General features: G+C 71.4%; 11 protein-coding genes (1 of these 11 cut by a window edge). 2 read left to right on the top strand and 9 right to left on the bottom strand.

Annotated features, from left to right (window positions below):
• A protein-coding gene (locus ACFO0C_RS13420; protein ID WP_449190932.1) for a BTAD domain-containing putative transcriptional regulator crosses the window boundary here: on the bottom strand, nt 1-2,831 show its 5' portion. The gene continues 79 nt to the left of window position 1, outside the view; the window shows 2,831 of its 2,910 coding nt (coding positions 1-2,831); its start codon is at nt 2,829-2,831; its stop codon lies beyond the left edge, outside the window.
• A 57-nt stretch (nt 2,832-2,888) separates the two neighbouring features.
• Between ACFO0C_RS13420 and ACFO0C_RS13415 the strand changes: the two genes are divergently transcribed.
• Nucleotides 2,889-3,200, top strand: a complete 312-nt coding sequence (locus ACFO0C_RS13415; protein ID WP_378066921.1) for a hypothetical protein — start codon at nt 2,889-2,891, stop codon at nt 3,198-3,200.
• Nucleotides 3,197-3,889, top strand: coding sequence for a hypothetical protein (locus ACFO0C_RS13410; protein WP_378066920.1), 693 nt, complete (start codon nt 3,197-3,199; stop codon nt 3,887-3,889). The genes ACFO0C_RS13415 and ACFO0C_RS13410 overlap by 4 nt, the downstream gene beginning before the upstream one ends.
• Nucleotides 3,890-3,901: 12 nt before the next feature.
• Here the strand turns inward: ACFO0C_RS13410 and ACFO0C_RS13405 are convergent, their stop codons facing one another.
• The 8 genes from ACFO0C_RS13405 to ACFO0C_RS13370 form a co-directional block, all read right to left on the bottom strand.
• Nucleotides 3,902-5,455, bottom strand: coding sequence for a CBM96 family carbohydrate-binding protein (locus ACFO0C_RS13405; protein WP_378066919.1), 1,554 nt, complete (start codon nt 5,453-5,455; stop codon nt 3,902-3,904).
• 155 nt (nt 5,456-5,610) lie between these two features.
• Complete coding sequence (locus ACFO0C_RS13400) at nt 5,611-6,585, bottom strand: pectinesterase family protein (RefSeq protein WP_378066918.1); 975 nt, start codon at nt 6,583-6,585, stop codon at nt 5,611-5,613.
• A gap of 152 nt (nt 6,586-6,737) precedes the next feature.
• Complete coding sequence (locus tag ACFO0C_RS13395) at nt 6,738-8,117, bottom strand: hypothetical protein (RefSeq protein WP_378066917.1); 1,380 nt, start codon at nt 8,115-8,117, stop codon at nt 6,738-6,740.
• 142 nt (nt 8,118-8,259) lie between these two features.
• A complete protein-coding gene (gene efeB / locus ACFO0C_RS13390) occupies nt 8,260-9,525 on the bottom strand; it encodes an iron uptake transporter deferrochelatase/peroxidase subunit (RefSeq protein ID WP_378066916.1) in 1,266 nt (421 codons plus the stop codon).
• On the bottom strand, nt 9,522-10,664 hold the full coding sequence (gene efeO, locus ACFO0C_RS13385; protein WP_378066915.1) for an iron uptake system protein EfeO: 1,143 nt from the start codon (nt 10,662-10,664) through the stop codon (nt 9,522-9,524). The genes efeB and efeO overlap by 4 nt, the downstream gene beginning before the upstream one ends.
• A gap of 12 nt (nt 10,665-10,676) precedes the next feature.
• Entirely contained in the window at nt 10,677-11,510 is an 834-nt protein-coding gene (gene efeU / locus ACFO0C_RS13380) for an iron uptake transporter permease EfeU (RefSeq protein WP_378066914.1), read from the bottom strand.
• A 104-nt stretch (nt 11,511-11,614) separates the two neighbouring features.
• Nucleotides 11,615-11,986: a BlaI/MecI/CopY family transcriptional regulator gene (locus ACFO0C_RS13375; RefSeq protein ID WP_378066913.1), complete on the bottom strand. Its 372-nt coding sequence runs from the start codon at nt 11,984-11,986 to the stop codon at nt 11,615-11,617.
• A gap of 40 nt (nt 11,987-12,026) precedes the next feature.
• The gene (locus tag ACFO0C_RS13370) at nt 12,027-12,437 is read right to left on the bottom strand and encodes an MmcQ/YjbR family DNA-binding protein (RefSeq protein ID WP_378066912.1); all 411 of its coding nucleotides are present in this window, start codon (nt 12,435-12,437) and stop codon (nt 12,027-12,029) included.
• Between the last annotated feature and the right edge of the window lie 6 nt (nt 12,438-12,443).

Raw genomic sequence — 12,443 nt, 5'->3', positions numbered from 1 at the left:
GCCAGCGCGGCGGACAGATGCCGGGCCAGGCGGACACCGTCGCCGCCGCCGGCCGTCTCGTACCAGTGCAGGGCGTCCCGGACCCGGTCCGCCGCCTCAGCGAGGGCCCGCTCGGCGAGAGCACCGCCGGCGAGAGTCCCCTCGGCCCGCAGCACCCGGGCCAGCCGCACCTGCGACAGCGCCACGATCCGCAGGTCACCGGCCGCAAGGGCGTCGTCGGCGGCGCGGGCCAGCGTCACCGTGGCCGCCGCCGTGTCCCCGAGTTGATGCTGTGTCCGCCCGAGGTTGGACCGGTGCAGGGCACCCGCCGCCGCGAACCCGAGGACCCGCGCTGCCTCGGCCGCCCGTGACAGGTGCGCCACCGCGTCGGTGAACCGGTGCTCGGCCTGCGCGAGACCACCGAGCAGGGCCTCGGCGTGGCTGAGCGCCCACGCGTCCCCGGCCGGTTCCAGCAGCCGGACCGCCTCGTCGCAGGCCCGCCGCCCACCCGCAACGTCACCGAGCGCAACCGACGCCCAGGCCGTGAGCAGCCACGACGCCCCACGTTCCCAAGAATCGGCCGCGACCGGCCCGGAGGCCGCGACCGGCCCGGAGGAGACCGGGGTGGCTGCGGCCGCGCCGGAGGAGACCGGGGTGGCCGTGATCGGGCGGGAGGAGACCGGGGTAGCTGCGGCCGGGCCGGAGGAGACCGCGCCGGGCGGGTCGCGGTAGGCGGCGAGCGCGGCCAGCGCATCCGAAGCCCGCCCCTGCTGGCTGTGCACGAACGCCAGGAACAGCTGGGCCCGAGCGCGCAGCCCCGGAGAATCGGCCAGGGCCAGAGCGGCACGGATCCCGGCCTCGGCCCGCACCAGATCCCCGCCGGACGCCTCGAACCACGCCGTGAACAGCATTCCGTCGACCCGGTCCGCCACCGGCGCACCGGGGGCGGCGTCGAGGGCGGCCCGATGCCGTACGGCCGCGTCCCGCCCACCGCCGAGGAACACCCACGCCCACCCGAACCCGTTCGCGATCCGCAACCCGAGTGGCGGATCGTGCTCGGCCGCCCACCCGAGCGCGGCCTCGATGTTGGCCCGCTCGGCCCGCCCGAACGCGACGTGAACCCCCTGGTCACGACCACGCAACCCGGTGGCGGCGCGATCAGCGGCGGCCCCGAACCACGACGCATGGGCTCGCCCGACCACCTCGGGCGACGGCACCTGCCCCAGGCCGAACGCCCGCACACTGTCCAGCAGCCGGTACCGCACCCCGCCGTCCGGCACGTCGTCGACGATCACCAGCGACCGGTCCACCAGCCGGGTGATCACGTCCACCGCCACCGTGCCGGGTACGTCCAACGCCGCCAGCACGTGCTCGGCCGCCTCCAGGCTCGCCCCGCCGGCGAACCAGGCGAGCGCCCACAGTCCGCGCCGATCGTCCGGGAACAGCAGGTCGTAGCTCCAGGCCAGCGCCGCGTGCAGGGTCCGCTGCCGGGCCGGCCGCCTGCTGGTCGGGTCGTTGAGCAGCGCGAACCGGTCGTCCAGCCGGCGGGCGATCTCCGGTGCCGACAGCGCCTTGGCCCGGGCGGCGGCCAGTTCGATGGCCAGCGGCAGCCCGTCCAGCGCCCGGCACAGCGCCTCGACGACGGCGTCGTCGGCCTGGAACGTCCGCCGCTGCCGGACGGCCCGCTCCCGGAACAGGGTCATCGAGTCGGGCAGCGGCAACGGCCGCAGCACGTGCACGGTCTCGCCGGCCGTACCGAGCGGAACCTGGCTGGTGGCGAGGATCCGCAGGCCGGGCACCGACTCCAGGATCCGGTCGGTCACCGGCGGCAGGTCGTCGGCCAGGTGCTCGCCGTTGTCCAGCACCAGCAGCGACCCGAGACCGCGCAGCCGGCCCAGCACCATCTCGGCGGTCGCCTCACTGAGCCCCAGCGCCTCGCCCGTGGTCTGCCAGATCGTGCCGGGCAGCGCGTTCTCCAGGCGGACCAGCCAGCCGCCGCCCGCCTGCCGGGCCACTTCGACGGCGAGCCGGGTCTTGCCGACACCGGCCGGCCCGGCCACCGTGACCAGCCGTTCCGTCGCCAGCAGCTCGGACACCGCGAGGAGATCGTCGTGCCGGCCGATGAGCTCGCCGCCGGTGACCGGCAGGTTCCCGGCGGGCGGCCGCAGCGTGGTGTCGTGCCGCAGGATCCGGCTCTCCAGGTCGCGCAGCGCCGGCCCGGGGTCGAGCCCCAGTTCGTCGGCGAGCAGCGCCCGTACCCGGGCGTGGGCGGCCAGCGCGTCGGCCTGCCGGCCGGCCCGGTACAGCGCCGTGACGAGCAGTTCCCACAACCGTTCCCGGTACGGATGACCGGCCACCAGCTCCTGCAGCTCCGCCACCACGCCCGGCACGTCCAGCCGCCCCGCCAGGTGTTCCTCGGTCAGCCGCAGCCGTGCCTCCGACAGGCGCACCCGCCACGGCTCGGCCCACTGGCCCGCCGCGGGCAGCGGCTCACCGCGGAACAGCGCCAGCGCGGCCGCCGGATCCGTCACCTCGCCGAGCACGGCCAGCGCGTCCACCCGTGCCGGATCGACGTGCAGCGTGTAGGCCCGCCCGTCCGACCCGACCAGCCCCGGATCGCCGAGCACCCGGCGCAGCTTCGAAACCTTCGCCTGCAGCGAGTTGGGGGAGACCCCGACCTCGCCCGGCCACAGTTCGTCGATGAGGGTGCCGGCCCGCACCGGCTGCCCGGCCTCCAGCGCCAGCCGGACGAGCACCTCGGTCGTCCGGCCCGCCGGCACGGCCAGCAGTTCGCCGTCGCGGCGCACCTCGACCGGCCCGAGGATCGCCACGGTCAGCACGCCCGCGAGCATAAGGCCGTCGCAGCCGCGCGTCAGCGTCGCGTCAGCCTCCTTCGCCACGCTGATCGCATGACCGACGACAGCGGGGACACGATCCGGCGGCTCATCGCGGGCGACCCCTCCGCGGTGCTGGCCGGCGCCACCGGCTCTGGCGACCCGGCCGTGCTGGCGGCGGCCGCGGTGGTGCTCCTCGGCCGGGCCCGTGCCCGGGCGGCGACGACCCGTGACCGGCAGCTCGTCGCGATCACCGCCGCCCATCTGGGCGGACAGGACGACCTGGTCGACGCGCTCGCCCGTGAGCATCTCGCCGACCACCCGGACAGCCTCTTCGTGGCGTGGCTGGCCGGCTTCACCCGTACCCCCGGAAAGGTCTTGGAATGAACCGCAAGCTCACCGCGGCCCTGTTGATCGCGGCCGCCGTCCTCACCAATGTGGCCTTCACCGTACTCGGCACGGTCTTCGACTATCCGGACGTGCTCAAGAAGCCGACCGATGAGATCCTCACCGCGTTCCGGGCCGGACAGGGGCCGATCGCCGGCTGGTTCACCGTCCTGGCGCTGTCCGCGGCGCTGTTCGCACCGATCGCCGTCGGGGTCGGCCGGTTGTCGCGGTCGGCCGCGATGCGCGCCGCCGTGCCGGTCGGGATCGCCGCCGCGGTCGTGCAGGTCGCCGGCCTGTCCCGCTGGCCGCTGCTGGTGCCCGGCTTCGCCGCTGACGCGGCGGACACCGACCCGTCCGTGGCGTCCGCCGGGCGCGAGCATTTCGAGACGGCTCACCAGGTCCTCGGCACGCTGATCGGAGAGACCTTGGGGTACGCCCTGACGGCCGCCTGGACCATCCTGGTGATCGTCGCCCTCGGCCGTACGCTGGCCGGGCGCTGGTTCACGGTCCTCGGCGGGGTGTCCGCCGCCCTGATCGCGGCCGGTGTGGTGTCGCCGCTGCACGTGCCGGGCGTCGATTTCGCCAACTTCATCGGCTACGTGCTGTGGAGCGGCTGGCTGCTGGCGTTCGCCGTGGTCCTGCTGCGTTCCCCGGCCGACCGGCCGGTCCTCGCCGGGTCGCCCCGATGAGGACCGCCGGTCTCAGGAGCCCAGGCGGACGTTGAACATCGGGTCGGCGGCCACCGCACGGAACGCCGCCAGCCCGTCAGTGGTCGTGTCGACGGCGATGTTGCGGTCGCCCTGGTCGTCCTTGGCGGTGTCGAAGTAGACGACAGCCTTGATCTGGGGGCGTTTGCGCAGCTCCGGTAGCACGGTTCGGAAGGCGGCGGCCTTGCTGGTCACCTTGGCGACCCGGTGGTACATGCCCCACTCGGCGACCATGATCGGCTTGGTGGGGTGGTTCTTCACCGACCAGTCGTAGAAGCCGGTCCCGCCGCCGGTCGGCTTGCGGTCCAGCAGGTCGCCGAACCCGCCGAAGTGGTAGTAGCCGGGTTCCACGCTCACATAGGAGTCCAGGCCGATCCAGTCGACGACGTCGTCGCCCGGGTAGAGGTCCTTCCACCAGGACTGGGCCAGCCACTTCTCGTTGCCCATGTAGGCGAGCACGTTGACCACATTGGTGACACCCTTGGCGCGCAGCCGCTGGATGACGTGCCGGTACATGGCGGCGTAGTCCTTGGCGGTCATCCCCGACGAGGCCGCGGCCTGCACGTCGTTCTCCGGCTCGTGATGCAGGGCCAGGAAGAACTTCTGGGTGCCGTACTCGGCCTTCACGTGGTCGGCCCAGGCGTCGATGCGGGCGTTCTTCTCCCCGGCGGCGACCTTGGCCCAGGTGGAACCGTACGCGACCTTCCAGTTGAGCAGCAGCACCCGCGGCCGCTGCGGATCGCGGGTCATCGCGATCTCCGACTTCGTCGGAAACTTCTCGTCACCCTTGTGGTACGCGTGGAAGATGGTCGCCGTACGCCCGGTCAGTGTCTCCCACTGCTTGAGCGCGGTGTCCCGCGGCGTGCTGGTGAAGCCGCCGGCCGCCGCGCCCCACAGCACCCCGCACGACGGGATCAGCAGCGCCCCGGTGGTGCATCCGCCGCTGGTGCCGGCCGTCGGCGGCAGATAGGTGACGACCAGGCGCGGGCCCGCGGTCTTCTGGTCACCGGACTCCGCCGAGTGGATCCGGGTCACGGCGGTGGCCGACGCCGACCGTAGCTCGAACGAGTAGGTGCCGGCCCCGGTGACCGTCTTGGTCAGGTCGATCGTGGCGGTCGTGTCGGTCACCTGGGGAACGGTGGACCCGACGGCGGTGGAACCGGCGGCGGGCCGGTTGCCGCCGGTGATCGTCGCCTCGCTCCAGGCTCCGCTGACCGGGTGGGCGGTGAGCGCGGCGGCGACCGGCCGGCCGTCGAACGGCACGATCAGGCGAGCCCCGGTGATGGTGGCGCCGGCCGGGAAGGTCCCGGTGCGGAACGTCAGGTACGACGTACGGGTCTCGCCGGCGGCTGTGCCCACGACGAGCTTCTCGGCCGTCCCGAAGTTGGTGCCGGTGCGGGTGCTGGACACATAGGCGTCGTCGGCCGCGAACACCGTCCGGATCGCCGGCACGGCGGTCGCCGCGTGTGCCGCGCCGGGGACGGCGGTGCCGCCGCTCACCACCGCCGCGATCGCCGTTGCCCCGATGACTGCACGCCTCGCCCGCACGTCGATGCCTCCCTGGATCGTTGATCAAAGAATTCCCATCAACGATCCGAACCGGCGGGTGCGGACCCGGTCACCGCCGGGGTGCGGGCGGGGAGCCGGGCGTGGCCTCCGGAGATCCTCCGGCGACCGGGTCCGCCTGATCGTCCGGCCCTGATTCAGCCGGCCGGGTTCCAGCCGTCGGTTCCGGCCAGGTATTTCTGCGGCGTGTAGTCGGCGGCCTGAGCGTCGGTCAGCTGTGCCCGGTTACTGTTGACGGTCGCACCGGCGCCGGTGTTCTTGTATTCGTAGAAGCGGGCGTTCTTCCACGAGTTGCCGGACATGTCGGTCCAGGGCTGGGCGACCCGGATCGTCGCGCTCAGGTTGGACTCACGGACGGTGACCTGCCCGGCGGCGCCCCACGGCCGGCCGAGGTAGGTGACGTTGTTCGTCGCTCCGGTGATCGTCGACTTGTAGATCAGGAAGCCGTACTTCTGGGTCGCCGGCGTGTTGGCCGCGGTGAGGTAGCCGCCGGTGCTGCGCTTCTCGTAGATCTGGCAGGCGTAGAACACCGCGCTGCCGTTGCCGTAGATGAAGTCGACGGTGCCCTCGATGTAGGAGCTCCAGATGTACGCCCGTGCGCTGTTGTAGATCAGCAGGGTGTCCTGGTCGGCGATCACCCGGACGTTGCCCAGCCGGGCTCGGTCTCCGTAGAGCGCCAGGGCCAGCGCCTGCGACGATCCGTTGGCGGCCTCGTCGTAGTCGTTGCTGAACGTCAGGTTCTTGCCGTAGAACTCCTTGGCCTGCACGTAGACCGTGGCCGACCCGGTGGTGCCGGCGGTCGAGGCGGGCTTGTTGTTGACGATCACCGTGGCTGAGGCGCTCGATCCGAGGCCCTCCAGGGTGACGTAGGGCTTGTTGGACGGGATGACCACGCTCTCCCGGTAGGTGCCCGCTTTGATGGTGATCGTGACGCGGCTCGTGTTGCCGGCCGGGACCGCGTTGACGGCGGCCTGCACGGTCCGGTAGGTCGCCGACCCGTCCGCCGCGACGGTCAGCGTGGTGGCCGCCTCCGACGCGGTGGGGGAGACGCCGGCCAGCACGGCCGGCGTCATGATCAGGACGGCGAGTCCCTGCGAGATTCTTCGCAACATGCTCGACACCACTCCTTAGTTGCCGAAACGAGGACGAGCAACCCAAGTTAATAGATGTCAATCGATATAGCTGCGTACCGGGAGTCTCTTTCGCACTGCGGAAATCTCCCGCAGAATCGGTGATCCCGCCGTGGTACGGGCATCGTGCCCCGTCAGCCGGTCAGGGTGACTCCGTGGTAGCCGTCGGCGGTGGCCACCACCGCGTAGCCGTTCACGACGGCGCCGATCGCCTGGGACGCGCCCGGTGACGGGCGGCCCGAGTCAGCCGGACCGCCGTCGGCGGTGCAGACGGTGGCCAGGTTGTCGCCGGTGCGGTCGAAACGTTCGGGGCCGTCTCCGGCGGTGTAGCCCTCGTGGAAGTCGAACCGGGCCCGGGACAGGCACCAGTATCTCGCGTCGGCGGCCGGCTCGGTGACCGTACCGTCGCGCAGGTCGATCTCGCGGTCTCCGGCGGGTAGCCCGGCGACGATCGTGTGCTCACCGGCGACCGCGGCCGGCTGGGAGAAACTGACGAGTGCCTCGGCGGCCCCGGCCGGGAGAGTCCAGCGGGTCGCCCCGGTGCGCGGGTCGAAGCCCTCCAGCACCACGTCCAGATCGGTGAACGACTCGCTCGGCGGCGACACCACGAAATGCGCGGTGCCGCGCACCCGGCAGCGGACCGCCTCGTCGCGCAGCGCGATGCTGTACGCGCAACTGGTCATGCTGCCGGCGTCGCGCCAGAGGACGGCCCCGGTCTGCTCGTCGAGTCCCGCGCTGGCGGTCTGCGTGTGCAGTTCGAGGTCGACGGTGTTCGCCGTCCGGCGGGCGGGACCGAAGACCGAGCCCGCGTAGACGCCGGCCTGTTCGGCGTACCACCAGGTCCAGCCGTTGTCGGTGCTGAATCCGGTGGGGAACGCGTCGGCGACCGGGCGCTGCCATCGGACCGCGCCGTCGCGGATCAGGGCGATCCGCTCGTTCGGGCGGTCACCGAGGTCGGTCAGCCCGGCCTCGCCGATGGACCGGGCGCGAGGCACCTCGGCCCCGTGCGGGGTGAAGGCGCCGGTCGCCAGGTCGAGCCGGTACTCGCGGCGCGTCCCGCCCTGGTGTGGCACCGACATGGCGCACGCGGAACTGTCGTCGTGACAGCCGTACGCCGTGGTCCGGAAGATCGCCGGCGGGCTGCTGCGCACCACCCGCCCGGTGGCGGCCTCGACGACGGTCAGGCTCGCCCAGTTCGGGCCGCTGTCCGGGCGCGGCTCCAGGAGGGCGACGCCGTCGCCGACACGGGCGGGCACGATCGCCATGCCGGCCGTCTGCCGGCTGGGGGTGATCTCGCGTTCCCAGATCGTCGTGCCGTCCGCGGGCCGCATGGCGCGGGCGTACAGACGCCGGTCTCGGGTCAGGTAGCCGACCGCGACCCCGCCGACGGCGATCGGCTGCCCGATCGGCCGTACCCCGGTGACGTGCCAGTCCGGTGGGGACGCGGTGGCCGGGGCACCGGACGCGCCGACGGTGAGGGCAACGGTGAGCAGGGCGGTCGCCGGGACGCGCATGGGGATTCCTTCGGATCAGGCGTGCAGTTCCTGATCACTAACGGCCGTCCGCGGCATCCGGATGTCGTCGGCGGTGATCGTGCCGCCGAGCCGGGTGACGATCCGTTCGCGGATCACCGCCCGGCTCGGCGGATCGCCGGACCTACTGACCGAACAGCGCGCTTCCCCAGAAGTCGTCGGTGCCGGTGATGCCGGGTGGACAGGCGAAGATGCCGGTGGAGACGTGTCGGACGTATTCGTTCATCTCGTCGTTGGCGGCGAGGCTGCGCTGGACGGGGATGAACGCCTTGCGCGGATCGCGTTGGTAGGCGATGAAGAACAGTCCGGCGTTCAGCCGGCCGAGTCCGTCGGAGCCGTCGACGTAGTTGTAGCCGCGTCGCAGCATGCGGGCGTTGTTGTTGGTGTGGGGGTGCGCGAGGCGGACGTGGGAGGTGGTGGCGAGCAGCGGCTGGCCGTCGGCGCCGACGGAGTCGAAATCGACCTCGTCGAACTCGCCGGTCATGCCCATGGGGGCGCCGGTGCCTTTGGTCCGCCCGATGATCATTTCCTGCTCGGCCAGTGGTGACCGGTCCCAGGTTTCGATGAGCATCCGGATCTTGCGGGTGACCAGGTAGGAGCCGCCGGTCAGCCAGTCGGGGCCGTCGCCGGCCTGGACCCACAGGTGCTCGCGCAGCAGGTCGGTCTCTTCGGCTTTGAGGTTGCGGGTGCCGTCCTTGAATCCGAACAGGTTCCGCGGTGTCGCCTGCCCGGTGGTCGTCGAGGAGGTGCGGCCGAATCCGAGCTGGGACCAGCGGACGCTGACGGCGCCCATCCCGATGCGCGCCAGGTTGCGGATCGCGTGTACCGCCACCTGCGGGTCGTTGGCGCAGGCCTGGATGGCGATGTCCCCACCGGAGATGGTGTCGTCGATGGTGTCGCCGGTGAACTTCGGCAACGGCTCCAACGCCTGCGGCAGGTGTGCGGCCAGCCCGAACCGGTCTTTGCCGGCCGCGTCGCGGAACAGGGTCGGCCCGAACCCGACGGTGATGGTCAACCCTGACGGTGGTAGCCCGATGGCCTCGCCGGTGTCGTCGGGTGGTGCTTCGGGGATGCCGTTGACGGCGCCGATCGTGCCGGCGTCCCTACCGGCGGTCATCCGGGCGGCGGCCGCCGTCCAGTCCCTGAGGAGTTTGATCAGCCGCTCGCGGTCCTTGGTGATGACGTCGAACGCGACGAAGTGCAGCCGGTCCTGGGCGGGCGTGACGATCCCGGCCTGGTTGGCGCCGGTGAACGCGACAGCGTCGGTGGCCGCGGCGGCCGCGGTGAGTTCCGGTTCGTTGTCGACCTGGGTGAGTGCGGCGGCGCCGGCCAGGCCGGCGGCCCCCACCCCGGCGAGGGTGAGGGCACGCCGCCGCGAGACCCGGCTCATGCCTTCTTGGCGACCACGGCCGCCACCTGGCTGATCGGTTCGGCGAGGGCGTTGATCGCGTCGGAGAGTTCCTTGAGGTCGGCCTGGCTGAGGTCGGTGTGCAGTTTCCAGCCGTCACCCGAGCGGTGCTTGGCCAGAGCGGCGTCGACGTTGGCGAACTCGGTGTCCAGCGTCTTCACCAGAGCGGCGTCGCGCTCCTCCAGGACCGGCCGCAGCGACGCGATGGCGGCTTTGGAGCCGTCGACGTTGGCGTTGAAGTCCCAGAGATCGGTGTGCGAGTAGCGGTCCTCCTCGCCGGTGATCTTCCCGGCGGCGACCTCGTCCAGCAGCGCCTTCGCACCGTTGGCCAGTTGCAGCGGGGACAGTTTCTCGGCGTTGGCCTTGGTGACGATCTCCTTGACGTCGGTCAGGAGCTGGTCGGCGACCGGCCCGGACTGGGAGATGTCGTTCTTCTGCCACAGATCCTGCTCGATCTTGTGGAAGCCGCCGAACTTCAGGCCTTCTTCGGTGACCTCTTCGCGGCCGTCGATGCGCGGGTCGAGGTCGCCGAAGATCTCCGCGACGGGTTCGATGCGTTCCCAGTAGGTGCGGGCGATCGGGAACATCGCCTTCGCCCCGGCGACGTCGCCGTTCTTGACCAGGGTGACGAACTCGGTCGTCTTCTCCAGCAGCGCCGCGGTCTGGCTCTTGACGTAGCGGGAGTAGCTGTCGGTCGCGGCCAGCAGCGCGGCGTCGTCGGTCAGCGGCGCCGCCGACCCCGACACCGTCAACTGGCCGCGGATGCCCTTGCCGATCATGCCCGGCTTGCAGGCCGTCTCATATGTGCCGGCGGGCAGTTCGACGTGCAAGTTCCGCGACAGGCCGGGGGCGATGTTCTCGACCTCGGCCATCACCCGGTCGCCGGGGGCGTACACGTAGAACTCGGTGACCTTCTGCCCGCCGTTGGTGATGGCGAAGACACTCGTCCCGGCGGCGACCTCGGTCCTGGTGACCTCGCAGGCGGTGTCGCTGGCCTTGACCGCGATCGGCCCACCAGCGGCAGCGGTGGTGTCCGTAGCGGCGTCGCTGCCGCCACACGCGGTGAGGGTGAGGCCGAGTGACCCGGCGGTCAGGGCGGCGAGGATATGCGAAGGGCGCACGGTTTCTCCTACTTATTGCGGTGCGGGAACGACAGCCGGCTCGCGGCGGGTGGGGCGCAGGAAGAGGACCAGCACGGGTACGGCGTAGGCGATCCAGACGATCGACTCGACGACGGTGGCGGTGGGCGTGATGTTGAACATGCCGGTCAGCAGGGCCGTGTACCAGGCGGACGGGTCCAGGGTGGTGCTCATGTCGTAGGCGAGGGTGTTCAGTCCCGGCAGGACGCCGGACTCCTGCAGGTCGTGGACGCCGTACTTGCCGATCCCGGCGGCGACCAGGATCAGCAGCACCCCGGTGACGGTGAAGAACACCGTGAGATTGATCCGGACGGCCGTCGCATACATCAGCACGCCGATCACGACGGCCGTGGCGATGCCGCCGAGCAGCGCGAACAACGGCCCGCCGTTGACGTCGGCGCCCTGCACCGCCGAGTAGAAGATCAACGACGTCTCCAGGCCCTCGCGGACCACGGACAGGAAGGCCATCACGGCGACGGCGATCGAGCCGAGTTGCAGGGCGTCGGCGAGTCTGCCGCGCAGGTCACCGGCGATGGTGCGGGCGGCGCGGCGCATCCAGAAGATCATCCAGGTGACGAACACGACGGCGAGGATCGAGGTGATCGCCTCGAACAGTTCCCGCTGGTCGTAGTCGCGTAGCAGGGTGGTGGAGGTGTAGGACAGCAGTGCTCCGAAGCCGACGGACAGGGCGACGGCCAGTGCGACGCCGGCCCAGACCTGGGGGAGGCGGTCCTTGCGGCCGGCTTTGACGAGGAAGGCGATCAGGATGCTGACCACCAGGGTGGCCTCGAGTCCTTCGCGTAGGCCGATGAGGTACGTGGCGAGCATGGTTCCCTCTCAGCGCAGGCTTGCCTAACCTTTGTCCTACAGACTGTAGATTAGGGTTGCCTAGCCTCACTGTCCAGGGTCATCGGCCCTGCGCGAGGGTGCTGTCAGTCCTCGTCGAGCAGCCGGCGCAGCAACTGCTCGTCACCGGGCTGCAACCCGGCGACGAACCGCCGCAGCACACTGGCCCGGTCCTTGCCGGCACCGAGAGCCGCGGTCATCCGCTGCGCCGCCACCGACGCCTCATCGGTCAACGGCGCATACCGGAACGAGCGTCCGTCCCGATACCGGGCGGCCATGCCCTTGTCGTGCATCCGGGTCAGGATCGTCACGACCGTGCTGTACGACAACGGCAGCCGCAACCGATCGAGGACATCACGAGGCGTGAGCGGCTCGGACGCCCCCACGAGCACCCGCAACACATCACTCTCGAGCGCACCGGCCGGCCGGCGCGCCGGATTCTCCTCGTCCTGCGGCACACCGCGGAGCATAACCGCCCCCTCGACAGCGCCCGCGCGCTCAGGCCCCGCTCGTGACGCGGGCGGCCAGGAACCTCGGCGCCATCTCGCAGTAGCTGTCGGTGATCAGCTCGTCGATCTCGTCCCAGTCGGTGTGGGCGCCGAGGACCACGGCGGCGACGTTGGTGCCCCACGGTGCCCGGAAGAACGGGAAACCTGCGGAGACGAGACCGAGAAGATCCTCCAGCGGTACGCGGAACGTCATCACCGTCGGCGCCTCACCCTCGACGAGGTGCTGTGCGTAGACCGGGAAGCGCTCCGGGTCCGGCGTGTAGACGTGCGCGACGGTCCGGGCCCGGATCCGCCAGCGGACGCCGATCCAGGCCGGCTCCTCGTGGATCTCGGGCAGTCGCCGGCAGATCGGCCGCAGCCGGTCCAGGATCTCGGGTGGCACGTCGCCGGGACCGGACATAAGGCA

The organism is Actinoplanes subglobosus (assembly GCF_042650585.1).
Taxonomy (GTDB): Bacteria; Actinomycetota; Actinomycetes; order Mycobacteriales; family Micromonosporaceae; genus Actinoplanes; species Actinoplanes subglobosus.
The sequence above is the reverse complement of the archived record's forward strand: the minus strand, read 5'-3'. Positions and strand labels throughout refer to the sequence as shown.